The 25,867-nt window shown below is 72.5% G+C and carries 25 protein-coding genes and 1 pseudogene; 15 read left to right on the top strand and 11 right to left on the bottom strand.

Annotation, left to right across the window (positions count from 1 at the left end; translation table 11 throughout):
- The first annotated feature begins 207 nt into the window (after window positions 1–207).
- The gene (locus ACFWM2_RS12910; RefSeq protein WP_383277296.1) at window positions 208–357 is read left to right on the top strand and encodes a hypothetical protein; all 150 of its coding nucleotides are present in this window, start codon (window positions 208–210) and stop codon (window positions 355–357) included.
- Here ACFWM2_RS12910 and ACFWM2_RS12905 read toward each other — a convergent pair.
- Window positions 354–1,955, bottom strand: coding sequence for a FadD3 family acyl-CoA ligase (locus ACFWM2_RS12905; RefSeq protein ID WP_383277293.1), 1,602 nt, complete (start codon window positions 1,953–1,955; stop codon window positions 354–356). The two genes, ACFWM2_RS12910 and ACFWM2_RS12905, sit on opposite strands and share 4 nt — an antisense overlap.
- 103 nt (window positions 1,956–2,058) lie before the next feature.
- Here ACFWM2_RS12905 and ACFWM2_RS12900 point away from each other — a divergent pair, with 103 nt between their 5' ends.
- The 3 genes from ACFWM2_RS12900 to ACFWM2_RS12890 are packed head-to-tail and all read left to right on the top strand — an operon-like array spanning window position 2,059 to window position 4,679.
- Entirely contained in the window at window positions 2,059–3,393 is a 1,335-nt protein-coding gene (locus ACFWM2_RS12900; protein WP_383277290.1) for a lipid-transfer protein, read from the top strand.
- 9 nt (window positions 3,394–3,402) lie between these two features.
- Complete coding sequence (locus ACFWM2_RS12895) at window positions 3,403–3,903, top strand: Zn-ribbon domain-containing OB-fold protein (protein WP_383277287.1); 501 nt, start codon at window positions 3,403–3,405, stop codon at window positions 3,901–3,903.
- On the top strand, window positions 3,900–4,679 hold the full coding sequence (locus ACFWM2_RS12890; RefSeq protein WP_383277284.1) for an enoyl-CoA hydratase/isomerase family protein: 780 nt from the start codon (window positions 3,900–3,902) through the stop codon (window positions 4,677–4,679). The genes ACFWM2_RS12895 and ACFWM2_RS12890 overlap by 4 nt, the downstream gene beginning before the upstream one ends.
- Window positions 4,680–4,768: 89 nt before the next feature.
- Here the strand turns inward: ACFWM2_RS12890 and ACFWM2_RS12885 are convergent, their stop codons facing one another.
- On the bottom strand, window positions 4,769–5,377 hold the full coding sequence (locus ACFWM2_RS12885) for a hypothetical protein (protein WP_383277281.1): 609 nt from the start codon (window positions 5,375–5,377) through the stop codon (window positions 4,769–4,771).
- Between the two features lie 101 nt (window positions 5,378–5,478).
- Between ACFWM2_RS12885 and ACFWM2_RS12880 the strand changes: the two genes are divergently transcribed.
- Window positions 5,479–6,087, top strand: coding sequence for a hypothetical protein (locus ACFWM2_RS12880; RefSeq protein ID WP_383277278.1), 609 nt, complete (start codon window positions 5,479–5,481; stop codon window positions 6,085–6,087).
- 191 nt (window positions 6,088–6,278) lie between these two features.
- Here the strand turns inward: ACFWM2_RS12880 and ACFWM2_RS12875 are convergent, their stop codons facing one another.
- Both ACFWM2_RS12875 and ACFWM2_RS12870 read right to left on the bottom strand, forming a co-directional pair.
- The gene (locus tag ACFWM2_RS12875) at window positions 6,279–8,618 is read right to left on the bottom strand and encodes a PQQ-binding-like beta-propeller repeat protein (RefSeq protein WP_383277276.1); all 2,340 of its coding nucleotides are present in this window, start codon (window positions 8,616–8,618) and stop codon (window positions 6,279–6,281) included.
- 223 nt (window positions 8,619–8,841) lie between these two features.
- On the bottom strand, window positions 8,842–9,621 hold the full coding sequence (locus ACFWM2_RS12870) for a VOC family protein (RefSeq protein WP_383277273.1): 780 nt from the start codon (window positions 9,619–9,621) through the stop codon (window positions 8,842–8,844).
- Between the two features lie 296 nt (window positions 9,622–9,917).
- On the opposite strand from ACFWM2_RS12870, the gene ACFWM2_RS12865 reads away from it, so the two are divergent.
- A complete protein-coding gene (locus ACFWM2_RS12865) occupies window positions 9,918–10,565 on the top strand; it encodes a TetR family transcriptional regulator (protein WP_383277270.1) in 648 nt (215 codons plus the stop codon).
- Between the two features lie 313 nt (window positions 10,566–10,878).
- Here ACFWM2_RS12865 and ACFWM2_RS12860 read toward each other — a convergent pair whose 3' ends face one another.
- On the bottom strand, window positions 10,879–11,367 hold the full coding sequence (locus tag ACFWM2_RS12860) for a nitroreductase family deazaflavin-dependent oxidoreductase (RefSeq protein ID WP_383277267.1): 489 nt from the start codon (window positions 11,365–11,367) through the stop codon (window positions 10,879–10,881).
- Entirely contained in the window at window positions 11,367–12,707 is a 1,341-nt protein-coding gene (locus ACFWM2_RS12855) for an acyl-CoA dehydrogenase family protein (RefSeq protein ID WP_383277264.1), read from the bottom strand. Before ACFWM2_RS12855 ends, ACFWM2_RS12860 begins: the two co-directional genes overlap by 1 nt.
- A gap of 146 nt (window positions 12,708–12,853) precedes the next feature.
- On the opposite strand from ACFWM2_RS12855, the gene ACFWM2_RS12850 reads away from it, so the two are divergent.
- Together ACFWM2_RS12850 and ACFWM2_RS12845 are read left to right on the top strand one after the other, a co-directional pair.
- Window positions 12,854–14,146 carry an acetyl-CoA acetyltransferase gene (locus ACFWM2_RS12850; protein WP_383277261.1) on the top strand — a complete coding sequence of 431 codons (1,293 nt, stop codon included), beginning with the start codon at window positions 12,854–12,856 and terminating at the stop codon, window positions 14,144–14,146.
- Window positions 14,147–14,224: 78 nt separating this feature from the next.
- The gene (locus tag ACFWM2_RS12845; RefSeq protein WP_383278358.1) at window positions 14,225–14,503 is read left to right on the top strand and encodes a hypothetical protein; all 279 of its coding nucleotides are present in this window, start codon (window positions 14,225–14,227) and stop codon (window positions 14,501–14,503) included.
- On the opposite strand, the pseudogene ACFWM2_RS12840 reads toward ACFWM2_RS12845, so the two are convergent.
- Window positions 14,428–14,784, bottom strand: a pseudogene (locus tag ACFWM2_RS12840) (GtrA family protein); the annotation flags it as partial. The gene ACFWM2_RS12845 and the pseudogene ACFWM2_RS12840 overlap by 76 nt on opposite strands.
- Here ACFWM2_RS12840 and ACFWM2_RS12835 point away from each other — a divergent pair.
- Window positions 14,693–14,920, top strand: coding sequence for a hypothetical protein (locus ACFWM2_RS12835; RefSeq protein ID WP_383278355.1), 228 nt, complete (start codon window positions 14,693–14,695; stop codon window positions 14,918–14,920). The pseudogene ACFWM2_RS12840 and the gene ACFWM2_RS12835 sit on opposite strands and share 92 nt — an antisense overlap.
- Window positions 14,921–15,198: 278 nt before the next feature.
- A complete protein-coding gene (locus ACFWM2_RS12830; RefSeq protein ID WP_383277258.1) occupies window positions 15,199–15,870 on the top strand; it encodes a pyridoxal 5'-phosphate synthase in 672 nt (223 codons plus the stop codon).
- Window positions 15,871–16,007: 137 nt separating this feature from the next.
- Here the strand turns inward: ACFWM2_RS12830 and ACFWM2_RS12825 are convergent, their stop codons facing one another.
- The 3 genes from ACFWM2_RS12825 to ACFWM2_RS12815 all read right to left on the bottom strand — a co-directional run bounded on the left by ACFWM2_RS12825 (window position 16,008) and on the right by ACFWM2_RS12815 (window position 17,574).
- A complete protein-coding gene (locus ACFWM2_RS12825) occupies window positions 16,008–16,610 on the bottom strand; it encodes a GNAT family N-acetyltransferase (protein WP_383277255.1) in 603 nt (200 codons plus the stop codon).
- A gap of 98 nt (window positions 16,611–16,708) precedes the next feature.
- Window positions 16,709–17,125 carry a Zn-ribbon domain-containing OB-fold protein gene (locus ACFWM2_RS12820; protein WP_383277252.1) on the bottom strand — a complete coding sequence of 139 codons (417 nt, stop codon included), beginning with the start codon at window positions 17,123–17,125 and terminating at the stop codon, window positions 16,709–16,711.
- Window positions 17,122–17,574 (bottom strand): DoxX family protein, encoded by a 453-nt coding sequence (locus tag ACFWM2_RS12815; protein ID WP_383277249.1) that lies wholly within the window; start codon window positions 17,572–17,574, stop codon window positions 17,122–17,124. Before ACFWM2_RS12815 ends, ACFWM2_RS12820 begins: the two co-directional genes overlap by 4 nt.
- A 340-nt stretch (window positions 17,575–17,914) precedes the next feature.
- On the opposite strand from ACFWM2_RS12815, the gene ACFWM2_RS12810 reads away from it, so the two are divergent.
- The 4 genes from ACFWM2_RS12810 to ACFWM2_RS12795 all read left to right on the top strand — a co-directional run bounded on the left by ACFWM2_RS12810 (window position 17,915) and on the right by ACFWM2_RS12795 (window position 24,157).
- The gene (locus tag ACFWM2_RS12810) at window positions 17,915–19,108 is read left to right on the top strand and encodes a flavin-containing monooxygenase (RefSeq protein ID WP_383277246.1); all 1,194 of its coding nucleotides are present in this window, start codon (window positions 17,915–17,917) and stop codon (window positions 19,106–19,108) included.
- Between the two features lie 216 nt (window positions 19,109–19,324).
- Window positions 19,325–20,503: a serine hydrolase domain-containing protein gene (locus tag ACFWM2_RS12805; RefSeq protein WP_383277243.1), complete on the top strand. Its 1,179-nt coding sequence runs from the start codon at window positions 19,325–19,327 to the stop codon at window positions 20,501–20,503.
- Window positions 20,504–20,871: 368 nt separating this feature from the next.
- Entirely contained in the window at window positions 20,872–23,097 is a 2,226-nt protein-coding gene (locus ACFWM2_RS12800; protein ID WP_383277240.1) for an acetate--CoA ligase family protein, read from the top strand.
- 58 nt (window positions 23,098–23,155) lie between these two features.
- Window positions 23,156–24,157 (top strand): enoyl-CoA hydratase/isomerase family protein, encoded by a 1,002-nt coding sequence (locus tag ACFWM2_RS12795; RefSeq protein ID WP_383277237.1) that lies wholly within the window; start codon window positions 23,156–23,158, stop codon window positions 24,155–24,157.
- Here ACFWM2_RS12795 and ACFWM2_RS12790 read toward each other — a convergent pair.
- A complete protein-coding gene (locus ACFWM2_RS12790; RefSeq protein ID WP_383277234.1) occupies window positions 24,142–25,116 on the bottom strand; it encodes a hypothetical protein in 975 nt (324 codons plus the stop codon). The two genes, ACFWM2_RS12795 and ACFWM2_RS12790, sit on opposite strands and share 16 nt — an antisense overlap.
- Before the next feature lie 111 nt (window positions 25,117–25,227).
- Here ACFWM2_RS12790 and ACFWM2_RS12785 point away from each other — a divergent pair, with 111 nt between their 5' ends.
- Window positions 25,228–25,854 carry a flavin reductase family protein gene (locus ACFWM2_RS12785; protein WP_383277231.1) on the top strand — a complete coding sequence of 209 codons (627 nt, stop codon included), beginning with the start codon at window positions 25,228–25,230 and terminating at the stop codon, window positions 25,852–25,854.
- The last annotated feature ends 13 nt before the right edge of the window (window positions 25,855–25,867 follow it).

The following is a 25,867-nucleotide window of genomic DNA, read 5'->3' as shown; positions in this document are numbered from 1 at the left end:
ACCCACGGGCTGTAACCTGCATCGACCCTCCCCCCCGTGTGGGGCTGGTAGGGGGGGGTGGGGGGGGGGGCCCGCCGTGCTGGGGGTGTTTCTCGCGTTTGCCTTGTCAACTCCCCCCCCCGGCGGGCACCCGGCGTCCGTCTTCCGGACCCGCCTGCCGTGGCGGTCACCCGGAGTCCGGACGCCCTCTCAGCCACAGGAGTCGCCATGACCCGCACCAAGAAGGCCCTGATCACCCTCGCCCTCGCCGCGGCCACCGTCGCCGCCACCTCGGCCCTGGCGCTCGCCGACACCGCCGCGCAGAACAGCGGTGTGGCACATACGGACAACACCCACATCACGTCCGAGAACGCCTAGGTCCTGGCCCGCAGCTCCCCCTTAACCACCTTCCCGCCGGCGTTGCGCGGGAGTTCGTGTACGAATTCCACGGTGCGCGGGACCTTGTAGTTGGCCATCTCGCGGCGGGACCAGGCGATCAGGTCGTCGGCGGTGAGGGTGGTGGTGGGGCGGCGGACGACGTAGGCCTTGCCGACCTCGCCGAGGCGGGGGTCGGGGACGCCGATGACGGCGACGTCGGCCACGTCGGGGTGGAGGCCGAGGAGCTGCTCTATCTCGGCGGGGTACGCGTTGAAGCCGCCGACGATGAACATGTCCTTGATGCGGTCGGTGATGCGCAGATTGCCGTCGTGGTCCAGTACGCCGACGTCGCCGGTGCGCAGCCAGCCGTCGGGGCTCAGTACGGCGTCGGTGGCGGGGCCGTCCTCGAAGTAGCCCCGCATGACGTTGAAGCCGCGGACCAGGATCTCGCCGGGGGACCCGGGCGCTACGGCGGTGCCGGACGCGTCCACGACCCGGACCTCCGTGCCCGGAATGGCGCGCCCCGACGTCGCGGCGATCACCGGTGGCGCGTCCCCGCGCCGGCACATCGTGACGATGCCGCTCGCTTCGGAGAGCCCGTACGCCGTCAGGACCGTGCCGATCCTCAGCTCCGTCCTCAGGCGCTCCACCAGCCGCAGCGGGACCACCGCAGCCCCGGTCACCACCAGCCGCAGCGCCGACAGGTCGTACGCGTCCCGGGACGGGTGGTCCAGCAGGGACTGGTGGAGTGTGGGCGGGCCCGGCAGGACCGAGACGCGCTCCGCGGCCACGTTCGCGAGGACCGTGTCGACGCTGAACACCGGCTGCGGGATCATCGTCGCGCCCCGCATGAGACAGGCCACGATCCCCGCCTTGTAGCCGAACGTGTGGAAGAAGGGGTTCACGATCAGATAGCGGTCGCCCTCGCGCAGACCGGACAGCTCGCACCACACGGCGTACGCACGCAGCGTCTGCGCATGGGTGATCACCGCTCCCTTGGGGCGCCCCGTCGTCCCCGACGTGAAGACGATGTCCGAGGGGGAGGAACCGGAGATGCCCTCGCCACGTGCCCGGGTCTCGGCCGGCCCCACTCCCTCCCCGCCCGCCAGGAAGTCCTTCCAGGTACGGAAGTCGGCCGGGGCGTCGTCCGAGAGCACGACCACCTGCTCCAGATGCGGCAGCCCAGGCAGCGGCCCCGGCCCGTCCCCCTCCCCCGCGGCCCGCCGCAGCGACGCCACGTACGACGTCCCGAGGAAGGTGCCCGTCACGAACAGCAGCTTCGCCCGGCTCCGGGACAGGACGTACGCCGCCTCCGCCCCCTTGAAGCGGGTGTTCAGCGGGACCAGGACCGCGCCGGCACAGACGGCGCCGAGGGCGGAGACGATCCAGTCCAGGGTGTTGGGCGCCCAGATCGCCACCCGGTCGCCGAGCCGCACCCCGTTCGCCAGACAGGCCGCCGTCGCCCGCTCCACCCGCGCGCCCAACTCCGCGTACGAGACACGAGTACGGCCCTCGACGACCGCCTCGGCGTCGCCGTACCGCTCGGCCGCCGCCCGTACCAGCCCCGGGATGCTGCCCCACTCCAGGTCCCCGCGCATCGCACGCCTCCCCACGACCCCGACACCACTAGCTGACTACCCGTCAGATTAGCTGTAGCCTGACGCCCTGTCAGCAGCCGGGACGGCGTGCGGAGGTGGACCCATGGCGGGAAGCAGAACGGCGGGCACGGCCGGAGGACCGAGGGCGAGCAGGGCCGCGAGCGCGGGCTTGGGTACGGGTACGGGCACGGGTACGGACGTCGGAGCGGGGCAGCAGGTCGCCGGCCCCGCGCCCGGCGGCGACGCGAGCCCCGCGCGCCGCAGATCTCCGTCCCGCCGGCCCGGACACTCCGCCGGGATCAAGGACGCCACCGCGATCGTCGGCATCGGACAGACGGCCTTCGCCAAGCAACTCCCGGAGTCGGAGAAGGCGTTGGCCTGCCGGGCGATCCTCGCCGCGCTCGACGATGCCGGCATCGCACCCGCCGAGGTCGACGGCCTCGCCTCCTACACCATGGAGGAGACCGACGAGGTCGAGGTGGCCAAGTCCCTGGGCTTCGGCGACCTCACCCACTTCAGCAAGGTCGGCTACGGCGGCGGCGGTTCCTGCGCCACCGTCGCCCATCTCGCCGCCGCCGTCGCCACCGGCCAGGCCACGGTCGGTGTCGCCTGGCGGTCGCGCAAGCGCGGCAGCGGACCCCGGCCCTGGAAGAACACCACCGTGCAACTCCCCACCCCCGCCCAGTGGACCCGGCCCTTCGGGCTGCTCCGCCCGGCCGACGAGATCGCCATGCTCGCCCGCCGGTACATGCACGAGTACGGCGCCACCCGGGACCACCTGTTCCATGTCGCGCTCGCCTGCCGCAACCGCGCCAACCAGAATCCCGCTGCCCTGATGTACGAGCGCCCGCTGACCCGCGAGATGTACATGACCTCGCGCTGGATCAGCGAGCCCCTCTGCCTCTTCGACAACTGCCTCGAGACGGACGGGGCGTTGGCCTGCGTCATCGTCTCCGCCGAGCGGGCACGCGACTGCCGGCAGCCGCCCGCCTACATCCACTCCGTCGCCCAGGGCCTGCCCGCCCAGCACCACGGGATGGTCAACTACTGGAACGACGACCCCCTCACCGGCCCCGCCTGGACCGCCGCGCGCCACCTCTGGAAGCACGCCGACTTCACCCCGGAGGACGTGGACGTCGCCCAGATCTACGACGCCTTCACCCCCCTCATACCGCTCTCCCTGGAGGGGTACGGCTTCTGCGCCCGCGGCGAGGGCGGGGCGTTCACCGAGGGGGGCGCGCTGGAGATCGGCGGGCGGCTGCCCCTCAACACCGGCGGCGGTGGCCTCTCGGAGGCGTACGTGCACGGCTTCAACCTCATCAACGAGGGCGTGAAGCAACTGCGCGGCACGAGCACCGCCCAAGTCCCCGACGCCGCAACCTGCCTGGTCACGGCCGGGGAAGGGGTCCCGACCTCCGCCCTGCTCCTCAGGGCCTAAGGAGCCGACATGACCGCAACCCGCGACACGCTCCTCACCCCCGTCCCCGACGACGACGGCGCCCCCTTCTGGCGGTACGCGGCCCGCGGCGAACTCCGCGTCCAGGCCTGCGCCGCCCCCGACTGCGGCGAGCTCCGCTTTCCGCCCCGCCCCTGCTGCCCGCACTGCCACTCCTTCGACAGCGAGTGGCGCAGAATGAGCGGACGGGGCCGGATCTGGTCGTACGTCGTCCCGCATCCGCCGCTGCTCCCGGCCTACGCGGCGCAGGCGCCGTACAACGCGATCGTGGTGGAACTGGCCGAGGCACCGCGGATCCGGCTCGTGGGGAATCTGGTCAGCGGTCCCGACGCTCCTCTCAACTCCGTTGATCCGGAACGGATCCGGATCGGGGCGCGAGTCCAGGTCGTCTTCACGCGGCCCGGCGCCGGAACCGAGGACGGCACGGGATCCGAGGACGGCACGGGATCCGCCGGGGTGTGCCTGCCCCGCTGGGTGCTGGAGCGGCCATGAGCGGCGGCCTGCGCGTCAGCACCGACAAGGACACCGGCGTGGCCGTCCTCACCCTCGACCGGCCGGAGCGGCTCAACGCGATCGACCTGGCCACGGCTGCCGAACTGGCCGCTGCCTGGCGGGAGTTCCGGTTCGACGACTCCGTACGGGCCGTCGTCGTCACCGGTGCGGGCGAGCGGGCCTTCTGCACGGGCATCGACCGGGGCGTGGACGTGGCCCAGCCCAACTCCCCGTACATGATGGATGATCCGCTCCTCGCGATCGGTCCGAAGGCGAACGACCTGTGGAAGCCGCTCATCGCAGCGGTCCAGGGAATGGCCTGCGGTGGGGCCTTCTATCTGCTGGGCGAGGCGGAGTTCGTCGTCGCGGACGAGACCGCCACGTTCTTCGATCCGCACACCACGTACGGCATGGTCAGCGCCTACGAGTCCATACACATGGCGTTGCGGATGCCGTACGGGGAGGCTGCCCGGATGGCGCTCATGGGCACCGCCGAACGGATCTCCGCGCGGCGGGCGTACGAGGTCGGGCTGGTGTCCGAACTGACCGCGCCCGGCACCGCGTTGGCGGCGGCCGTGCACTGCGCGACGGTCATCGCCTCCTACCCTCCAGAGGCCGTGCAGGGCACGGTCCGTGCCCTGTGGACGGCGCGGGAGGCAGCCAGCGCCCACGCCTTCGCGCAGGCGCCGCACCTCATCGCGCTCGGCAATCTGCCTCCGGAGCGGCAGGCGGAACTGTTCGCCGCGCGACGGTCCGGCGGGTTTCGAGTGCGGTGAGCCCGGCCCGACCGCCGTGCGCCCAGTGCCGGTGAAGGGGACGGGGCGGCAGTCGGCGGGGCTCGGGCCGGGGGACGGTCGCGGTGCCGTCAGCTGTGGGCTGTGGCCAGTCGGTCGACCTCGCAGTGGTCGACCGAGTCGACCAGGCCGGAGCCGCCGACGTTCACACGGACGGTCGCCTTGCCCTTCGCGGGCACGCTGACCTCCGCGTACTCGTCGGTGATCCAGATGTCCGCGTCGTCCTTGAAGGTGACCGAGGTCCAGAAGGTGGCCTTGCGCGAGTTCGGGTTCGTGACCTCGACGGTCGCGTACGGCTTCTTCTTGGTCGCGCAGCTGATCAGCTTCGCCGTCCCGTCCTCCAGGGTGCTCTTGCCGGTGGAGGAGGAGCTCGGGGTGGAGCGGTGGTTCGGACGCCGGTTGTACGAACTGCCGCTGCTGCTCGTGCTCGTGCTGTCGCCGTACGAGTCGTCGTAGTCGTCGGACGATCCCGATGTCGTCGAACCGGAGCTGTACGAGCCGCCGCTCGACGTCGACGAACTGTCGTGGTTCTGGCTGGAGCTGCTGCAACCGCCGCCCCCGCCGCCGCTGCTGTGCCGGCTCTTGCTGCTCCCGTGACGCCCCGTCGAGAAACCCGTCAGGGCGAGCACCACCATGGCCAGTACCGCTGTGAATTTGAGCCTGCGTCCCCGTTTTTGCATTCCGCCACCCTACTGACGCCAGTCACACGAGTCACACCGCATGGCGGGTACCGCGCGCCGGGCGTAGCGTCGTGAGCGAGAGCTGTGAGGAGGCCCCTCGTATGGTGCGCAACGTACTCGGGTCGGTGCTCGCGCTCATCGGAGCGGCGGCCGCCGTCTGGAGCCCCTTCCGTGCCTGGTACGACGGCCGTCTCGGGCGGTACTACCGCCTCGGCGACCTGTTCTCCGGGCCCGGAGTCACTGACGTCCGTGCCGCGCTGTTCGCCTCGGTCGTGCTGCCGTTCGCCGTCGCGGCGGTCGTCACGCTCGCCGGGATTCTGCTGCGGTCGCGGTCGCTGGTCGCCCTGGCGGGCGTGATCGTGCTCGCCTTCACCGTCCTGTGGATGGTGCGGGTCGGGCAGGCGGAGAGCGGTCTGACCGTCGACAGCAACGGGAACGGGCTCGGCACGGGGGTCGCCGGTGCCTTCGGAGGCGGTGTGCTGCTGCTGATCGCGGCGCTCTTCATGCGGGGGCGGGGTGGGGGTCGCCGGGGTCGCGATCGCCGGTTGCCGCCGGCGGAGCCTGAGCCTGGGGATCGGCCGGGGCCGTACGGGCCTGCGGAGCCGGCGCCGTATGAGGCGCCGCCTCGGGAGCGGGAGCGGGAGTCCGGCGAGCCGGGGTCTGATGCGCCTACCGCCACGTGGCGTCGGCCGCCGCCGGATCATGAGTGACGTGGGTTCCGTCACCTGCCTGGGGCTCCGCCCCGGCCCCGTATCGGCCTGGACGGCCTCGTCCTCGAACGCCGGACGGGCTGAAAGCTGGTCCCCTCCGTCCCGGGCCGCCTGAAGGCTCACGCCCACACGGGCCAAGCGTCACCATGCCAGCCCCCTGAAGACTCACGCCCACCCCGGGCGGAGTCACATCATCCCGTCCGGGCCGTGCCCGTGCCCTTCTCCGCGTCAAGGGCGTACACGCAGCGGTCCTTGCTGCAGGCGTAGACGACGCCGTCCTTGACGACGGGGGCGCCGGTGATCTCGCCGCCGGTGGCGAGTTTCCAGCGGAGGCGGCCGTCGTCGGCCTTGAGGGTGTAGAGGAGGTGGTCGGTGGAGCCGAAGTGGATGCGGCCCTCGGCGACGGCGGGGGCGCCGACGATGTCGCCGCCGGCCTGGAAGCGCCATTTGGGGGTGCCGGTGACCGCGTCGAGGGTGTAGAGGCCCTTGCCGCTGCCGACGTGGACGTGGCCGGTGGAGACCAGGACGGGCTCGATGGAGGAGCGGGACTCGGTGGCGATGCGCCAGCGGTCGCGGCCGTCGGTGGCGTCGAGTGCGTACACGGTGCCGAGGTAGTCGGCGAGGTAGACACCGCCGCCGGTCACCGCGGGGCCCGGCGCGAAGGTGGGCGGGCAGAGGAAGACGGCCGGGGCCTCGAAGTGCCAGCGGACGTGACCGCTCGACACGTCGATGGCGAGGACGCGGGTGCCGGCGGAGACGTACACATAGCCGTCGGAGGCGTGGGTCAGCCGGACGGGGACGCCACCGCAGGAGGCCGCGTCACCGATGGGGTACGACCAGCGCTCCTCGCCGGTGCGGGCCTCCAGGGCACGCAGCCGCGCGTCCTTCCACACGTACACCGTGCCGTCGTGGACGGCGGGCCCGGCCTCCGGGGACTCGAAGTCGGTCTGGGCGCCGGAGATCTCCCACAGCTTCTGGCCGTTGCCGGCCTCCCAGGCCTGGACGCCGCCGCCGCGGGTGCCGGTGACGACGGTGCCCCGGTCGGCCTTGAGGGAGTACACCCAGGCGTCGGTGGACAGCCGCCAGAGGTCGGCGCCCTCCCGGGCGTCCAGGGCGAAGAGCGTGGGGCCGTCGGAGGCGTGGATACGGCCGTCCGCGACCGCCATCGACCAGGCGACGTCCCGCGTCTTGAAGCGGCGCCGGCCCGTGGCCACGTCCAGCGCGTGGACCTCGAAGGAGGTGACGTACACGAGGTCGTCCGCGACGACGGGGGTCCCCCAGACGTCGTTCGACATGCGGAAACGCCACGGCCGCCAGCCGGCGGGCGCTTCCGGGGGCGGAGGTGCGACGGTGGGCGCGGGGTCGGCGCCGTTCACGCCGGCGCGCGGGCGGGACCAGGACGCGGCGAGGCCCGCCTCCGGAGGAGGCGCCTTCACCGCGGCGGCGCGGGCGTCCGCGACCCGCGGACCGGGCCCGATCGGCACCCGGGCGCCCGCCAGCCGCACCGGGCCGGTGTCGGGCGCCCCTACGGACAGCGGCGCGGGAGCGTGCTGCGGGACGGGCGGCACCACGGGGGGCGCGGCGACACTGCCCCGTCCGCCGCTGCGGCCCGACGACGCCGCCTTCACGGGCGGACGGCCACCGCGGCGCGTCTCGATCAGGCCCACCGCGCGCTCGGGCAGCCACGCCGACGCCGTACCGCTGTCGTCGGAGCCGGAGCCGAAGAGGTGCGGTGCCAGCTGGGCCTGGAGGTCGGCCGGGTTGGGGCGGCTCGTCGCATCCATCTGCATGCAGGACTCGATGAGGGGGCGCAGCTCCTCGGGGAGGCCCTCCAGATCCGGGCCCTCGCGCAGCAGCATGAAGACCGTCTCGACCGGGTTCGCGCCGTGGAAGGGCGCATGGCCGGTGGCGGCGAAGACGAGCATCGAGCCGAGCGAGAAGACATCACTCGCACCGGTGACGCTGCGCGAGTCCTTCGCCTGCTCGGGCGACATGTACGCGGGCGTGCCGACGGCGACGTTCGTCATGGTCAGACGGGTGTTGGAGACGCCGGAGGCGATGCCGAAGTCGATGACGCGGGGGCCGTCCTCGACGACGAGCACGTTCGACGGCTTGAGGTCGCGGTGGACGAGACCGGCGCCGTGGATGGACTGGAGGGCCTCGGCCACACCCGCCGCGAGCCATCGCACCGCCTGGGCCGGCATGGGCCCGCACTCATTCACTATCTCTTCGAGCGAGGGCGCGGGCACATAGGCGGTGGCCAGCCACGGCACCGCGGCCCGGGGGTCGGCGTCGACCACGGCCGCCGTGTAGAAGCCGGACACGGCGCGCGCCGCCTCGACCTCGCGGGTGAAGCGGACCCGGAACAGCTGGTCCTCGGCGAGCTCCGTCCTGACCGTCTTGATCGCCACCCGCCGGCCGGACGCCGAGCGCGCGAGATAGACCAGCCCCATGCCGCCCGCACCCAGCCGTCCCAGCACCTCGAACGGCCCGATCCGCCGCGGATCGTGCTGCGTCAGCTGATCCACCACTTGCCTGCCACCTCCCCGTACGGGCCACGTCATCCACGTATGAACGCGGCCCCGTGCAGCGTCTCACCACCGAACCGCCATGGCGGCACGCACCCTGATTCTTCCTGTCCTGGGCACTGGTTGCGAACCCGGGGGCGGATCGGGGTGTCTCAGGACAAAACCATGCCGCACGTCTCCTGAGAAGCGGCGGCCGGATGGTGGAACGCCCGAGCGGGAGCTCGTCTCAGCGTTGCAGCACCGCGAACGACGCCCCCTGATTGTCCGTGACCACGGCCACCCTTCCGTACGAGGTGTCGAACGGCGGCTTCTGGACGCGGCCGCCGAGCCGCTGCACCGTCTCCAGCACGGCCTCGCAGTCCGGTACCCCGAAATGGACGAGGAAGTGCGGCGGCATCTCGACGGGGAAGACGTCGGACACGGCGGCGCGGCCCACGTCGGGCTGTTTGCCGCTGTCGAAGACGTCCTCGTAGAAGTCGTCGGCCGGCTCGCGGTCGTACAGCTCGGCCCAGCAGAAGGAGCCCGGCTCGTGGTGCCGGCCGAAGCCGGGGTGGCTGTCGGGCTGCCAGAGGCCGAAGACGGCACCCTGCGGGTCCGCGGCCAGCACCGTCGTACCGAGGGAGTCCACCGGCACGGCTTCCGTGATCACCTGCCCGCCGGCCGCGCGGATCCGCTCGACGAGAGCGGTCGCGTCCGGGGTGGCGAAGTACACCGTCCACACCGTGGGCATCCGTCCGTCCCGCTTGGGCACGAGGGCCGCCACGGACTCTCCGTCGCGGTACGCCCACTCGGAGGTGCTCCGCTCCCCGGTGGCGTCCCGCGGGCCCCGGGGGATCCGAGGAATACGAGGAGTGCTGTACGCCGTCTCGAAGGTCCACCCGAAGAGGTCACCGTAGAAACGCTTGCCCGCCTCGACGTCGGAGAGCTGGGCGTCGACCCAGCAGGGGGCGCCCTCCGCGAACGGGGCGGATGCGCCAGATGCGGCAGATGCCGTGGATTCGGCCATGCCGCCAAGCTAATGGCCCCTCACGCCCCCCGCACGGTGGGCGCGGCCCTGACACCGGGCGGGGAGAAGCGCGGAGGCGGCCCCGTTCACCGGGCGGGGGGCGTGAGGGGCCCGGCCCTGTTCACCGGGCGGGAGGAAGGATGCGCCCGGCTCTGCCACCGGGCGGCGGGAAGGATGAGCTCCCAGAGGCCTCCGGTGGCCCTGATCATGCGTCTCCCCACGCCTCAGGACGGGGTCCACTCCCCATTTGCAGTCGGCCGAATCGCGCTCCGATCACCCCTCGGTAAGCTGACGGCATGACAGGACAAGTGCGTACCGTCGACGGCCGTGTCGCCGGACGGCGTGGGCAGGCGACCAGGCAGAAGCTGCTCGACTGCCTCAGCGAAATGCTCAGCTCGTCGCCCTACCGGGACGTCAAAGTCATTGATGTCGCCCGGAAGGCGGGCACTTCCCCGGCGACCTTCTACCAGTACTTTCCGGACGTCGAAGGCGCCGTCCTGGAGATCGCCGAGCAAATGGCGGCGGAGGGCGCCGGGTTGACCCAGCTGCTCGCGGGCCGCTCCTGGGTCGGCAAGGCCGGCTGGACCACCGCGCAGGAACTCGTCGACGGGTTCCTGGAGTTCTGGCGCCGCAACGACGCGATCCTGCGCGTCGTCGACCTGGGCGCCGCCGAGGGCGACAAGCGGTTCTACAAGATCCGTATGAAGATCCTGAACTCCGTGAACAACTCCCTGACAGACTCCATCACCGAGCTCCAGTCCAAGGGAAAGATCGACAAGGACGTGAACCCGGCGGCGATGGCCGGTTCGCTCGTCGCCATGCTCGCGGCGGTCGCCTCGCACCAGAAGGGCTTCCAGTCGTGGGGCGTCAAGCAGGCTGAACTCAAGCCGAATCTCGCCCTGTTGGTGCACCTCGGCGTGACGGGCAAGAAGCCGACGAAGTAACTCCGCCCTTTCTGCCCGGCCCAAGTCCTGTCATGCGGGCGGCAGTCCACTCCGGTGGACTGCCGCCCGCTGCGCTGTGCGGGCGATCACTCTCGAGCAACCATGCTCGGCATCGGCGGGTTCCTGCCGGTGGAGCGACTCGCCGCGCTGCGGTCACCGCCGGTGGAGCCACTCGCCGCGCTCTGATCACCGCCGGTGGACAGCCCGAACCCCGCGCTCACTGCCGGTGGAGCAGCCCACGCCCCCTGATCACCGCGGGGTGCACAGCCCACGCCCCGCGCTCACCGCCGGGTGCACAGCCCACGCCCCGTGCTCACCGCCGGACGATCCGGAACAGCCGGATCTCGCGGCTGATCCGCGCCTGGTACGTGGCGTACGGCGGCCAGAAGGCCAGCGCCGTCTGCCAGACCGCGGCCCGCTCGGCCCCCTCCAGGAGGCGCGCCGTGACGGGAACGTCCCGCCCCTTCCAGCTGACCTCGGCCTCCGGATGCGCCAACAGGTTGGCGGTCCACGCCGGGTGGCCCGTACGGCCGAAGTTGGACCCGACGAGAATCCAGCTGTCCGGGGCCGCGGCCCCAGGCGCACCTTCCGGCATGCACGCCAGCGGCGTCCGCCGTGGCAGCCCGCTTCTGGCACCACGCGCCGTGAGGATGACGCCGGGCAGCATCTGGGCGCTGAGCAGCACCTTGCCGCGGGTCAGCCGGTGCACGGCACGGTCGAGGGCGGGGACGACATGCGGCGCGATCCGGGCGAACGTCCGGGTCGACGACACCTTCTGCACCAGCCGGACTCCCGGCGCCATCAGACCGCCACCTCTCCCGCGTCGAACAGTCGCGCCGCGTCCGCCGCGTGCGCCCGCAGCCGGTGCACCGGCCCGAACAGCAGCTCGTCGCCCGATGCCCGCTTGAAGTACAGATGCGCCTCGTGCTCCCAGGTGAAACCGATTCCTCCGTGCAGCTGGATCCCTTCGGAGGCCGCGGTGCGCAGCGCCTCCAGCGCCTGCGCGAGAGCAAGGCCGCCGACCCGCTCACCGGCAGACTGCGCGACCCCTCCGCCTCCGACCCGCTCGCCGGCCCCCGCGGCGGCCGGCCCCTCACCCCTGCCGGCACCGTCGACCCGCTCACCGTCCACCCGCTCACCGCCGCCCGTGCCGCTCGCCCAGGCCGCGTAGTACGCCGCCGAGCGCGCGGCCTGCACCTGGACGTACACATCCGCGAGCCGGTGCTTGACCGCCTGGAACGAGCCGATCGCCCGCCCGAACTGCTCCCGCTGCTGCACGTACTCCACCGTCCGTTCCAGCGCACGGTCCGCGGCGCCGACGGCCTCCGCGGCGAGGACGGCGGCGGCCGCGTCCCCGACGCGGGCGAGCGCGCCGGGCACATCGGCGGCCTCGGGGCCGCGACCATCGGCCGCCTCGTCTCCGAGCAACTCGGCCGCCACCTCCCGCAGTTCGATCCGCGCCTGGGGCCGCGTCGCGTCCAGCGACGTCTGCCGCACCCGGACGAGCCCGTCGACTCCCCCTCCCCCACCTTCTCCCGGTCGTACGAGGAACAGCTGCGTACGTGACCGGGCGAAGCCGCCGGTGTGGGCGGCGACCACGAGAAGCCCGGCGCTGTGTCCGTCGAGCACCTGGGACGCCTGTCCGTAGAGGCGCCACCCGCCGGCGGCCCGCCTGGCCTGTACGCCACCGGCGCGTCCGCCGCCCGCCCAGTCCCCGCGGTTGTCGCCGACCAGGGCGAGGGCGGTGGCGAGGCCGGCCCCCGGCACGACGAGGGCCGCGGTCAGTTCCCCGGCCGCGATCCGGGGCAGCAGCTCGACGCGCTGGGCCTCGGTGCCGAGGGCCAGGATCAGCGGCGCGGCCAGCACGGCCGTGGACAGCAGCGGGGAGGGGGCCAGGGCGCGTCCCGACTCCTCGCAGGCCAGGGCGAGTTCGGTCACCGAGCAGCCGACACCGCCGTAGGTCTCGGGGAAGGCGAGTCCGGGCAGTCCGAGCTGGCGCGCGAGCCCCTCCCATAGCGCCCCGTCGTATCCGGCGGGGGTCCCGACCGCGGCCCGCACCTCCTCCGGCCCGCACCGTTTGAGCAGCAACTCCCGTACCGTTCGCCGGATTTCGTCCTGTTCGGCGGTGAAGCGGGCGTCCATGGGCGGGCTCCTCCCCCGGGCCGGTTCCCGACAACCGGGCTCCGGCTCCAGATCTGACGGTCCGTCATATTAGGGCGGTGCCAGGCAGATGCACAGGGGCGTGACGCCCTCCCGCGACCGCCATTGTCTGATGTACCGTCAGATTCATGACCCCAACGCCCCCTGGGACTCCCCGGCTACCCCGGACCACCGGACACGGCCCCAGCTCGGGCTCGGTCACCGACTCGGTCACCGGCTCCGGCTCCACCTCCGGTTCAGGTTCCGGCTCCGGCGCTGTGGGGAAGCGCAAGGTCGCCGTCGTCGGCGTCTCGCTCTCCGACTGCGGCCGTGTGGACGAGGCGACGCCCTACGCCCTGCACGCCCAGGCCGCCCGTCGCGCGCTGGCCGACTCGGGGCTGGGCCGGGAGGTGGTCGACGGTCTCGCGTCCGCTGGCCTCGGCACCCTCGCCCCGATAGAAGTGGCGGAGTACCTCGGGCTGAAGCCCTGCTGGGTGGACTCCACCTCGGTCGGCGGCTCCACCTGGGAGGTCATGGCCGCCCACGCGGCCGACGCGATCGCCGCGGGCCATGCGAACGCCGTCCTGCTGGTCTACGGCTCCACCGCCCGCGCCGACATCAAGGCCGGCCGCCGTACCGGCAATCTGTCGTTCGGTGCCCGCGGGCCGCTCCAGTTCGAGGTCCCGTACGGCCACACCCTCGTCGCCAAGTACGCGATGGCCGCGCGCCGGCACATGCACCAGTACGGCACCACGCTCGAACAGCTCGCCTCCGTCGCCGTACAGGCGCGCGCGAACGCGGCGGACAACCCGCAGGCCATGTTCCGCGACCCGATCACCGTCGACGACGTCCTGTCGGGCCCGATGATCGCGGACCCGTTCACCAAGCTGCACTGCTGCATCCGCTCCGACGGCGGCGCGGCGGTCCTGCTGGCGGCCGAGGAGTACGTACGCGACTGCCGTACGGACCCGGTGTGGATCCTCGGCACCGGGGAGCACGTCTCGCACACCACGATGTCCGAGTGGGCGGACTTCACCGTGTCCCCGGCGACGGTGAGCGGACGGCTCGCGTTCGAACGCGCCGGCCTGCGCCCCGACGAGATGGACCTCGCCGAGATCTACGACGCCTTCACCTACATGACACTCGTGACGCTGGAGGACCTGGGCTTCTGCGCCAAGGGGGAGGGCGGCGCCTTCGTGGAGAAGGGGCGGCTGACGCTGAACGGGGACCTGCCGGTGAACACCGACGGGGGCGGCCTCTCCGCCCAGCACCCGGGAATGCGGGGGCTGTTCCTGCTCGTGGAGGCGGTACGGCAGTTGCGCGGAGAGGCCGGGGAACGCCAGGTGCACAAGGCCGGCGGCCGCCTGCCGGAACTGGCCGTCGCCTCGGGGACCGGCGGATGGTTCTGCTCTTCGGGGACGGTGGTACTGGGCCGGGGGTGAGCCCACGGCCGGCTGCCCGCGTACGCCGGGGTCCGCGTTCCCGTCCGCATCCCCGTCCCCGTCCGCGTCCGCATCCGCGTGCGCGCATTCGGCCTGCTCGCCGAAACCGGGGCCCGGACCGGGACCGGGACCGTGGCCGTGGCCGTGGCCGTGGCCGTGAACGCGACCGGGGCCGTGGCCGTGGCCGTGAACGCGACCGGGGCCGCGACCGGGGCCGGGATCGCAACCGTGGCCGGGACCACCACCAGGGCCGGAACCACCACCGGAACCACGACCGGCTTCCGGGCGCCGGCGAAGACGAACAGCCGCAGCACCAGGAAGCGTCCGACTCCGGCGAGCCCGGAGGCGCTGAGGTAGACGACCTGCTCCGTCAGCATCCCGGGCGACGACTGCACCAGGTGCAGGACGAACATGGCCAGCGAGGTGACCGCGTAGGCGGCCGAGGCCGATCCCGCGGACTGCCAGTGCTGGCGCCATCCCGCCCGCCGCCCGGCCCCGAAGGTGAAGCGCGCGTGCAGCTCCGTGCACAGGAGGGTGGAGGCGACGGTGACCAGCGCGTTCGCGGCGGCCCAGGCGAGCGGCCCGGCGAGCAGGGCCACGGCCGCGCTGGAGAGGAGCCCGACCCCGCCACCGCACACGACGAACCGAACGAACGAGGCGAGCGGACCGGGAGCCGCCTCCTTCGCCTCGGAACCCCGCGCTGCGAACGCCGTCCCCGGCTTCGGCGAGAGCAGCGACTTCATGGTGGGAGTTCCTTCCGGACGGGGCATGTGAACCTCTGGATCAACTGGGTTCAACGATGTCGTCGTCCGCTCCCCGGCACGATAAGGCGGACTCCCGGACCGGAGGTATGGGTAGCCCCACCATGGACCGGGTGCCGTCCCGCAGTGCCTGCTGGGCGGCCCCTGCTCCGGGCGGAGCAGGCGGAGCAGGCCGGAGCAGACGGAGCGCGCGGAGCAGGCGGAGCAGCACCAGAAACAGCCGTGCCCCGTCACGGCAAAACAGCCGAGGCCATCGGGCCAGGTCCAAGGTCGTCGGTGGAGAATCGAGGCATGAGCGCTGCCGACACCTCCTCCGAGTTCACCGGCCTGCTGCGGTCCCAGCGGGTCTGGGACACCGAGCTGCCCTCCTTCGATCCGGGCGCCGCCCCCGACGAACCGCTGCCGCTGTTCGTGCGGTGGTTCGCGGAGGCGGTGGCGGCCGGCCAGACCGAGCCGCACACCATGTCCCTGGCGACGGCGGACGCGGACGGTCTGCCCGACGTCCGTACGGTGATGCTGCACGGCGCGGACGCGGACGGCTGGTCGTTCGCGACACACACGACCAGCCGCAAGGGCCGCCAGCTGGCCGGCCGCCCGTACGCCGCGCTCGGCTTCTACTGGCCCGCGCAGGGCCGCCAGATCCGTCTGCGCGGGCCCGTCACCGTCGCGCCGGCGCAGGAGGGGCAGGCCGATCTGCACGCCCGCTCCACCGGCGCGCTGGCCGCCGCCCTGGTCGGCCACCAGAGCGAAGTCCTGCCCTCGTACGAGGAGTTGGAGCGCGCCTCGGACGCCGCCTGGACCCACGCCGAGCACGAACCGGACGCCCCCGTCCCGACCTGGACCCTGTACCGCCTCCAGCCGCAGGAGGCGGAGTTCTTCCAGGGAGACACCCGCCGACGTCACGTACGGGTCAACTACCGCCGCACGAGCGGGGTTTGGCTCAAGGAACTCCTATGGCCATGACAGAGGCACCGTCCAGCCCGTCCGGCGTTGGAGGACGCGGCCGTCCAGGCCGATAGGGGGTCCGGGGGCGCAGCCCCCAGGCACGGGAAGGGCAGGGCGGAGGGGGGCGAAACCCACCCCGGCGGACACCCCACCGGTCACGGAGTCGCCGGCTCCGGGTCCGTGGCGAGCCGCGCGTGCAGATGGACGTCCCGGAACACATCGCTCCGCCCCGCCTCGAACATCGCCCCCCGCAACGTCCCCTCCCAGAGAAACCCGCACCGCTCGGCCACCCGACAGGAAACGTCGTGACCGAGCGCGTGCCCGAGCTCCAGCCGATGGAGCCCGAGCTCACTGAAGGCGAAGCGCGCGGCCAGCAGCAGGGCGCGCGTCGCGACCTGTTGCCCGCGGGCCTCCGGCAGGACCCAGTAGCCGACGCGGGCGACGCGGATGACGTAGTCGATCTCGTTGACGCCGATGTGGCCGAGCGTGGCACCGGTACCGGCATCCGTGACCCGGAAGGAAACGCCGCTTCCGTCGGCCGCGCTCTCGGCCCGCGCCCGGAGCGAATCCCGCGCGTCGTCGATGTCCCGCACCGCCTTCAGCGGCGTGTTCCACCGCTGGAACTCCGGATCGGACAGTCCCCGCAGCCAGGCCCTGGCATCGGCGTCGGACTCCGCGTTCCAGGGACGCAGCCGCAGACCGTGGCCCTGCGGCTCGGGGAAGGACTGGGGGGCGTACTGCTCGTGGACGTCGGCCATCCAGCCATTGAAACCCGCGATCCCTTGCAGGTGACACCCGGGCCGGGGGACGGGTGCGGCGCCGACCCCTCCCGGCCCACCTGCGGCCTACCTCCGGCCTACCTGGCGGGCCGGAACACCGCCACCCACACTGGCGCCTCCCCCGCCCCGGCCTCCCGGAACGTCACCTCCAGCGGCATCCCGATCCGCAGCGCGCTCTCCTCGCACGCCACGACCTCCGTCATCATCCGCGGCCCCTCGGCGAGATCGACGACGGCGGCGACGTACGGTGTGCGCCCGCCGAACGGCGGGAGGTCGTTGCGGTGGACGACGGACCAGGTGTAGAGGGTCGCGAGGCCGCTCGCGGGCCGCCAGTCCACGTCCTCGCTCCAGCAGTGCGGGCAGAACTCGCGAGGGTAGTGATGGTCGCGTCCGCAGCCGGCGCAGTGGCGGAGCAGCAGTGTGCCCCGGGCGGCCGCCTCCCAGTAGGGGCGGGTGAACGCGTCGGTCTCCGGCAGGTCGAAGCGCGCGCTCATCCGAAGAGCCCGATCGCGCTGTCCAGCGACCACGTCTGCCACGCCATTCCGAAGAGGCCGACGACCGAGATCAGCGCCATCATCGAGTTCTGCCCCTGCTCGGCCCAGTCGTGGATCATCAGGACGAGGTAGAGGAGATTGAGGAGCAGACCTCCGATCAGGGCGACGGGGGTCAGGAAGCCGACGATCAGGCCCAGGCCCAGGGCGAGTTCGGCGTAGACGACGACGTACGCCATCGTCCGCGGGCGCGGTGCGACCATCACGTCGAAGCCGCTGCGGACGGCGTTCCAGCGGTGCTTTCCGGCGACGTCCGCCGCCCACGCGATCCCGGTCCCCCGCTCGAACCAGGCTTTCTTGTCCTTGTGCCGCCAGCTCTCCAGCCACCACAGTCCGAGGCCGATACGGAGCACGGCGAGCCATTCCGCGCCGGTGAGCCAGATCGTGTCCATGGATGCCCACGCCTTCGAATCAGTTTCTGACGGTACGTCAGTTCAGCGCACGGAGGGCGCCGGCGCAAGAGGCGTACGAGGCGGAACCGGCCCACACGTCAGGGCAGACTCCGTACGCGGCGAGGGTGTCGACGCAGGAGGCGTACGAGACCGGCCCGGCCCGCGCACCAGGGCCGACTCCGCGTCGTACGCGCCCGGTTGCCCCGTCCGCACGCCACCGCCACAACCAAGTGACCTACGTCACGGGCTCCACCCATCCCTCCTACAGCCGTGATCGATTCGCAACCGATTCCGGTCTTGACCGAGACCCATCAAGTGATGGTGTGATTACGCTCAGCTCATGGCCCATTCGACTTCCTCCTCGACACCCCGCGTGGTGCCGTCCCACGAAGACCGCCCCGTGTACGTGATCGGTGGCGGCCCGGGCGGACTCGCCGTGGCGTACGCGCTGCGTTCCAGGGGCGTACGGGCTGTCGTACTGGAGAGGTCCGACAAGGTCGGCGCGTCCTGGCGGCGCCACTACGACCGGCTGCGGCTGCACACCACACGGCGGCTGTCCGCCCTGCCCGGACTGCCGATGCCACGCTCCTTCGGGCGCTGGGTGTCGCGGGACGACGTGGTGCGCTACCTGGAGAAGTACGCCGAGCACCACGAGCTGGAGATCGTCACCGGCGTCGAGGTCTCCCGCGTCGAACGGTCCGGCGACGACTGGCTGCTGCACGCCACCGGCGGCCGCGAGCTGACCGGCAGAGCGGTGGTCGTCGCCACCGGCTACAACCACACGCCCCACGTCCCCGACTGGCCCGGCCGCGACAGCTACACCGGCGAACTCCTGCACGCCGGCGACTACCGCAACCCGGCCCCCTACACCGGCCGCGACGTACTCGTCGTCGGCGTCGGCAACACGGGCGCGGAGATCGCCGTCGACCTGGTCGAGGGTGGCGCCTCGCGGGTCCGGCTCGCGGTGCGCACGGCGCCGCACATCGTGCGCCGCTCGACGGCCGGCTGGGCCGCCCAGTTCACGGGCATCGTCGTACGACGACTGCCGGTCGGCGTCGTCGACCGCCTCGCCGGGCCGATGGCCAGGCTGAGCGTCCCCGACCTCTCCGCCCAGGGGCTGCCCCGCCCCGACACCGGCCTCTACTCCCGGGTGAACGAGGGGTCGATCCCGGTCCAGGACGTGGGCCTCATCGACGCTGTGCGCAAGGGCAAGGTCGAGATCGTCGCCGCCGTCGACTCCTTCGAGGACGGCAAGGTCGTCCTCGCCGACGGGAGCCGGGTGGGCCCGGACGCCGTGATCGCCGCGACCGGTTACGTCCGCGCGCTGGAGGGCATCGTCGGGCACCTCGGCGTACTGGACGAGCGGGGACGTCCCGTCGTGCACGGCGCGCACACCCCGAAGGACGCGCCCGGCCTGTACTTCACCGGCTTCACCAACCCGATCAGCGGCATGTTCCGCGAACTGGCCCTCGACGCCGAGAAGATCGCCAAGGCCGTGTCCCGCGAGGCGGCCCGAACCCGCGCCGCCGACTGAGAAACGTTCCTCCCACGACGGTCACCATCTCTTCGGCGCCCGGGGCTTCGGCGCCCGGGCCGTTCGTCTTGGGCCTCGCCCGCGGGCGCCGCCACCTCGACACCCTCCTGCTGTCAGCGATGCGGCACCCGTCGAGCTCGTGCCGGGGGATATCCCCCTCCCGATCCTGGGGTGCACCGGATCGCCTCCGCCCCGGTGCGGACCTAGCGTTTGGCCATGCCTTCGACTTCGCGCACGCGCCTCGCCGTGGTACTGGCCACCGCCGTGCTGCTCGCCGCCGAGACGGCCACCGCCGTGGCCCGGCCCGCGGGTGACTCCGCCGGGGACCAGTTGCGCCGGGACACCGAGGCGATCCACGCCCTCGGTGTCAGCGGCGTACAGGCCCGCGCGGTCGCACCTGACGGACGGCAGTCCGTCGCCACCAGCGGCACGGCCGACCTGCGCACCGGCCATCCGGTCTCATCCGACGGCTACTTCCGCATGGCCAGCACGGCCAAGACGCTGGTCGCCACCGTGGTCCTCCAACTGGAGGCCGAGGGCGGGCTGTCCCTGGACGACACCGTCGACCACTGGCTGCCCGGAGTGGTGCGGGGCAACGGCAACGACGGCGGCCGGATCACCATCCGCCGGCTGCTCCAGCACACCAGCGGCATCCACAACGCCGGGCCCGGATACACCACGGCGGAGGAGTACTACCAGCAGCGCCACGACGTCTACAGCCCCGAGCAGTTGGTGGCCCGCGCCATGGCCTACGCGCCGGACTTCCCGCCCGGCGAGGGCTGGGCGTACTCCAACCCCGGCTACGTCGCGCTCGGCATGATCATCCAGCGGGTCACCGGTCGCCCCGCCCACCAGGAGATCGAAGACCGCGTCCTGCGCCCGCTCGGCCTCGACCGGACCCGATGGACCGGCACCTCCTCCACTCTGCCCCGGCCGCACGCCCGGGCCTACCAGCTTTTCGGCCCCGGCTCCCTGGTGGACGTCACCGATCAGGTCGCGGTGGACCACGAGACCTCGTTCGCCACGACCACGCGGGACGAGAACCGCTTCCTCCGCGCGCTGCTCGCGGGCCGGCTGCTGCCGCCGCGGCAGCTCGCCGAGATGAAGCAGACCGTCCCCGTGAGCGCGGAGGTCCAACAGCTGTGGCCCGGCGGCCGATACGGGCTCGGCCTGGTCGAACGCCCCCTGACCTGCGGAGGAACCTACTGGAGCCATGAGGGCGGGGACGGCGGCTACATCACCCTCAACGGTGTCACCGACGACGGCCGGCAAAGCGCCGTGGTCTCCATGTCCGAGGCGCGCGGCGACACCGCGGAGCACATCCTGGCCCAGGAGAACGCGGCCGCCGCCCTGATCGACAACGCGCTGTGCACCGAGGGCGGCGGCACCTCGTGAGCGAAGGCGTCCGGGCGCCCAACACGGCCGGCCGCCGCCGCAACGGAGGTACCGGAGCGTCCGGAGGATGAGCCGGCTCCACCTCCACGACCACTGGTCCCGATGCGGTCGGTAGCAGGAAGTCGGGCACGTGAAGGCCCCCGATCTCAGCGGACGCCGGAGGGTCAGGCCACCGCTCTCACGGGTACACCTGAGACTGCGGGCGGCCGCTGGACGCCTCCGCCGAGAACCGGGCGTCGGCGCTGGGAAGCCACGAACACCCGCCTCGCGCACAGCCTTTGCGTGCACAACGGTTCCTGACACGGCGTCAGTTAAGTAATCTGACACTGCGTCAGTTAATTGGCTGTCACACAGGAGCGGGCGGACCGATGCTTGGATCAACCCACGGCACCCTCACCACCGACTCCCGCCGGGCCCGGGTCATCGCCTGCGGCGAGCAACCCTCACCGGTCGTCCACGGCAGGCCCGCCGAGGTCGACGACCTGGACGTCAGCGGCCGTCCGCTGTACGCCCCCGTACCCGATCTCGACCGCTTCTTCCGTCCCGAGTCCGTCGCCGTGATCGGCGCCTCGGACGCCGAGGGCCGGCCGAACACCGGGATCACCCGGCAGCTGGTCGCGTGGGCCGAGCGGGTCGGCGCGCGGCTGCACCCCGTGCACCCCACCCGTCAGTCGGTCTTCGGCATCCCCTGCTCCCCCTCCGTCGCCGACCTGCCCGAGCAGGTGGATCTGGCCGTGCTCCTGGTCGCCGACCCCCTTCCCGTGATCGAGGAACTGGCCGAGGCCAAGGTGAAGTTCGCCGTCGCCTTCGCCTCCGGGTTCGCCGAGACCGGGGCGGAGGGCGCTGCCGCCCAGGCCCGGCTGGCCGGCGCCGTCGCCCGGTCCGGGCTGCGACTGCTCGGCCCGAACACCAATCTCAACGCCTTCGAGAAGTTCCGTGACGATCTCGACGGGCCCGCGATCGCCCTCATCACCCAGTCCGGGCACCAGGGCCGGCCGGTGTTCGCCCTCCAGGAACTGGGCATCCGCCTCTCCCACTGGGCACCGACCGGCAACGAGGCCGATCTGGAGACCGCCGACTTCATCTCCTACTTCTCCGAGCGGCCCGAGGTCGGTGCCATCGCCTGTTACGTCGAGGGGATGAAGGACGGCCGCTCCTTTCTGCTCGCCGCCGACCGGGCCGCCCGGCGCGGGGTGCCGGTCGTCGCGGTGAAGGTCGGCCGCACCGAGACCGGCGCCCGCACCGCCGCCTCACACACCGGCAAACTGACCGGCGCGGACTCGGTGGTGGACGCGGCGATGCGGCAGTACGGCGTGATCCGCGTGGACGGACTCGACGAACTCCAGGACACCGCGGCCCTGTTGGCCCGGGCTCGCGCCCCGCGGGCCGACGGGGTCGTCGTCTATTCGATCTCGGGCGGCACGGGCGCGCACTTCTCGGATCTGGCGACCGGGGCCGGGCTGTCGCTGCCCACGCTGTCCGCCGCCAAGCAGGCGGAGCTGCACGAGTGGATCCCGGAGTACCTGAACGTCGCCAATCCCGTCGACAACGGGGGTCACCCGGTGGGCGACTGGCGCGGCCGGAAGATCATCGACGCGATTCTCGCCGACCCTGCGGTCGGGGTGCTGATCTGCCCCATCACCGGCCCTTTCCCGCCGATGAGCGACAAGCTCGCGCAGGATCTGGTGGACGCGGCGGAACAGACGGACAAGCTGGTGTGCGTGGTGTGGGGCTCGCCGGTCGGCACGGAGTCCGCGTACCGCGAGACGCTGCTCGGGTCGTCGCGGGTCGCCACCTTCCGGACGTTCGCCAACTGCATCACGGCCGTCCGCGCCTATCTGGAGCACCACCGGTTCGTCGCCGCCTACCGCTCCCCCTTCGACGAGGCGCCCCGTCTGCCCTCGCCCTCCTTCCGCAAGGCGCAGGCGCTGATGCGGCCCGGCCACCAGCTGAGCGAGCACGCCGCGAAACAGCTGCTGCGGGCGTACGGCATCCGCGTGCCGCGCGAGCAGTTGGTGACCAGCGCGGCGGCGGCCGTACGGGCGGCGAGCCAGGTCGGCTACCCCGTCGTGATGAAGGCGTCGGGCGCGCAGATCGCCCACAAGACCGAACTCGGCCTGGTGAAGGTGGAGCTGACCTCCGCGAGCCAGGTCAGGGACGCCTACCGGGAGCTCACCGACATCGCGCGCTACGAAGGGATCTCGCTCGACGGGGTGCTGGTGTGCCAGATGGTCGAGCGGGGCGTCGAGATGGTCGTGGGCGTCACCCATGACCCGCTCTTCGGGCCGACCGTGACCGTCGGGCTCGGTGGCGTCCTCGTCGAGGTGTTGCGCGACGTGGCCGTGCGCGTACCGCCGTTCGGCGAGGACCAGGCGCGCGGCATGCTGGACGAGCTGCGGGGGCGGCCGCTTCTCGACGGGGTGCGCGGGGGGCCGCCGGTGGACGTGGACGCGCTGGTCGAGGTGATCCTCCGGGTGCAGCGGATGGCCCTGGAACTCGGCGACGACATGGCGGAGTTGGACATCAACCCGCTGATGGTGCTGCCCCGGGGGCAGGGCGCGGTGGCTCTGGACGCGCTGGCGGTGTGCCGGTAGCCGGCGCAGCCGGGCCCACAGCAGCCACCCCACTCCCCGTACGAAACGGAGCATCCCCATGTCCGACTCCCCCCGTGAGTCCCCCGACGGCTCTCCGGGCCCTGTCCCCCAGGCCCCGGAGAAATCCCTCGACTCATTGGTACTGCACGCCACTGACAACGCCGTCTCGTGGATCACCCTGAACCGGCCGGAGGCGATGAACGCCGTCACCTGGGACCAGCGGGAACGGGTGATCGCCCTGCTCGCGGAGGCGTCCGCCGACCCCGGCGTACGCGCGGTCGTCATCACGGCGACGGGCCGCGGCTTCTGCGCGGGCGCGGACCTCCGCAGCGCACCCGCACCCGGCAACCGCGCCACCGGCACCGGCACCGGCACCGGCACGGGAACCGCCACAGGCACCGGCACCGGCACCGGCACCGGCACGGGAACCGCCTCCGCCACCGGCACGGGAACCGGCGGCCCAGCCTCCGCACCCCCCGCCGGCCCCGGCGCCCGCGTGCCCGGAGACGTCGCCCGCACCATCCGTCTCGGCGCCCAGCGCCTGATCTCCGCCGTCCTGGACTGCGAGAAGCCGGTGATCGCCGCGGTGAACGGCACCGCGGCCGGTATCGGCGCCCATCTCGCGTTCGCCTGCGATCTGGTCCTCGCGGCCGAATCCGCCAAGTTCATCGAGGTGTTCGTGCGCCGCGGTCTGGTCCCGGACGGCGGCGGCGCCTATCTGCTCCCGCGCCTGGTCGGGCCGCAGCGGGCGAAGGAGCTGATGTTCTTCGGCGACGCGCTGACCGCCCCGGAGGCCGAACGGCTCGGGCTCGTCAATCGCGTCGTCCCCCCGGAGGACCTGGAGAAGACGGCCCGGGCGTGGTCCGAGCGCCTCGCGACCGGACCGACCCGTGCCCTCGCCCTCACCAAGCAGCTGGTCAACGCCTCCCTCGACACCGACCGCACCACCGCCTTCGCCGCCGAGGCCGCCGCCCAGGAGATCAACATGACGACGTCGGACGCCGACGAAGGCGTCAGCAGCTTCGTGGAACGCAGGAGCCCGCACTACCGGGGACGCTGAGTCAGGACGCGCAGATCCCCGTCGTCCGGGTCCCCGAAGCGGACGTAGAGCTCCGGCCTGTCCGCCGTGCCGCCGATCGTCCAGAACGTCTCGTCACCGCAGCCGCCGAGGCGGACGGCGACACCGTCCGGCACCTCGGCGTCCCCCTCGCGGTCGCCGTCCCCCGCGTCCTCCCGGTCGCCGTCCCGGTCGAGGAGCCAGCTGCCTGTCCCGTCGCACAGCAGGAAGTCCCTGGTCCCGTCGTACTCGGACTCAGGTTGTGCGGGCACCGCGGTGAGTTCGGCTCGTCCCCCCGGCCGGAGCCGCAGTTCGGCGCCGTCGTCGCCGTTCCAGACTCCGGCCAGCCGATCGGCGGACAGTCGCGGAGGCTCGTACGCGTCGATGAGGCCCGTGGCGACGGCCACCGAGCCCGTGACGAGGACCAGAACTCCCAGGCAGACGGCACCGAGCGCCGAGCGGAGCCAGATGCTCCGGCCGCGCATCGCCGTCCCGGTGAGCCGGGCCCGTCGGCGGACGTGGGCGATGCCCAGCGCGGGCAGCACGCCCGCTCCCACGATCAGCGTGGCCGCGCCGGTGAACGACCAGTGCACGAGTACGACACCGGCCGCAGCCCACCCCGCACCGAGCACGAGGACGAACACCAGGTGCCAGGCCCACTCGGGGCCACCCGCGCGTCGTACCACGAGACGGGCGAGCACGGCGGCGGGCATCGCGTGCGTGACGGCGTGCAGCACACCGCCGACGGCGAGGACCGGCGGCGCGAACACCAGCACGCACATCAGGCCGAACGCGCCCCCGTACCCCGAGCCGTAGGGATTGTCGTCGAAGGTCGAGACGACGTAGATCGCTAGGAACACCGGAAGCTGCGCGGCCCAGACCGCGGCGGCCCCGTTGACGTCGCTGTCCGCCCGGTTCAACCCCTCACGCCGGCGCCGGCGCACCTTGTCTGCCCACCCCATGGGGCGAACATACGCGCAGGCCGCCGGACGCCCGCGGCAAGGGCCCCGTGCCGGCTCCGAGCGCCCGACCCCTTCCCAGCTGACGCCCCGTCAGCTTCAATGGGGGATGTGATGGGACACGCAGGGATGGCGGCCGCCGCCGTCCGGTATCTCAGGTCGGCCGGGGCCCCCACCGTCGCGGGGCCCGTCGAGGCGTTGCCGCGACCGGAGTTGCGCGCGGTCGGCGACGACGAGCGAGCACCCCTCGACCAGGGCGAGTTCCGGCGGGTGATGGGCAGCTTCGCGACGGGCGTCACCGTGATCACCGCACCGGCAGCCGCCCCCGGAGCCGAAGACACGGACGCACCCGGCACCCCCGCCGGCTTCGCCTGTCAGTCCTTCTCGTCGCTCTCCCTCGACCCGCCGCTGATCGCGTTCATGGTCGGCCGTACGTCGACGACCTGGCCGCGGATCGCCCGTGCGGGCGTCTTCTGCGTGAACGTGCTGGGAGCGCACCAGGGCGAGCTGTGCCGGGGCTTCGCGGTGAGCGGCTCGGACAAGTTCGCCGGCGTCGTGTACGACGCCGCACCCGCCTCCGGCTCCCCCCGGCTGGCGGGCGCCCTCGCCTGGATCGACTGCACGATCCACGCCGTCCACACGGGCGGCGACCACCTCATCGTGGTGGGCCGGGTGGACGCGCTCGGCACGTCCGCCGACGACGCGGCGCCCCTGCTCTTCCACCGGGGACGCTTCCTCTAGCGTTCCTCCGGGG

Origin of the sequence: Streptomyces sp. NPDC058371, from assembly GCF_042723265.1 — a bacterium.
GTDB lineage: Bacteria > Actinomycetota > Actinomycetes > Streptomycetales > Streptomycetaceae > Streptomyces.
Note: the sequence above shows the minus strand (reverse complement) of the source record. Positions and strands in the feature narration are given on the sequence as shown.